1 protein-coding gene is annotated in these 1,209 nt (G+C 57.2%); it reads left to right on the top strand.

Features of this window, described 5'->3' with window-relative positions; translation table 11 throughout:
• Positions 1 to 137 precede the first annotated feature (137 nt).
• On the top strand, positions 138 to 1,209 hold a 1,072-nt coding region (locus tag IEX86_RS24690), incomplete at its 3' end, for a hypothetical protein (protein ID WP_188868786.1).

Below are 1,209 nucleotides of genomic sequence, written 5' to 3' on the forward strand. Positions count from 1 at the left end.
TAGCCCTTAGGAAAGGCTTTGAGCCCCTTGTCTCCCACCTGCAAAACCTCCCAGCCGAGCTTAAGCTGGATATCGCTGGGTACACCGGCAAAAACGGCCAAGGCCCTGAGTTGGCGTTACGACAAACCAGTCACCAAATGAAAGATATTGCCGGAAAAATGCTCTCTCAACGGCAGCAGTTCCTGGTGAAGAATGGGCAGGCGCTAGAGGATGCAGGCTATGACGGTGATGACATGAGCGCCTTGGCCGAACGGCCTGTCGTCCAGCAAACCTTTGTCCTGACCAATGCCCAGACGCTAAAGGCCGCAGGCTATAGCGGTTATGTCATGAACCGCTTGGCCGCACAGCCTGCCACCGAGCGAACTTTTGTCTTAACCCACGGCCAGACGCTAAAGGCCGCAGGCTATAGCGGTTATGCCATGAACCGCTTGGCCGCACAGCCTGCCACCGAGCAAACTTTTGTCTTAACTCACGGCCAGACGCTAGAGGCCGCAGGCTATAACGGTGATGCCATGAACGACTTGGCCGCACAGCCTGCCACCGAGCGAACTTTTGTCTTAACCCACGGCCAGACGCTAAAGGCCGCAGGCTATAACGGTTATGCCATGAACCGCTTGGCCGCACAGCCTGCCACCGAGCAAACTTTTGTCGTAACTCACGGCCAGACGCTAAAGGCCGCAGGCTATAGCGGTTATGTCATGAACCGCTTGGCCGCACAGCCTGCCACCGAGCAAACTTTTGTCGTAACCCACGGCCAGACGCTAAAGGCCGCAGGCTATAACGGTTATGCCATGAACGGCTTGGCCGCACAGCCTGCCACCGAGCAAACTTTTGTCGTAACCCACGGCCAGACGCTAAAGGCCGCAGGCTATCACGGTGATGCCATGAACGACTTGGCCGCACAGCCTGCCGCCGAGCAAACTTTTGTCTTAACTCACGGCCAGACGCTAAAGGCCGCAGGCTATGACTGTAATGCCATGAACCGCTTGGCCGCACAGCCTGCCACCGAGCAAACTTTTGTCGTAACTAACGGCCAGACGCTAAAGGCCGCAGGCTATCACGGTGATGCCATGAACTTCCTGGCCGCACAGCCTGCCGCCGAGCAAACTTTTGTCTTAACTCACGGCCAGACGCTAAAGGCCGCAGGCTATTACGGTTATGCCATGAACGACTTGGCCGCACAGCCTGCCGCCGAGCGAGATGTAGTGG

Source organism: Pseudomonas asuensis, assembly GCF_014646755.1.
GTDB classification, from domain to species: domain Bacteria; phylum Pseudomonadota; class Gammaproteobacteria; order Pseudomonadales; family Pseudomonadaceae; genus Chryseomonas; species Chryseomonas asuensis.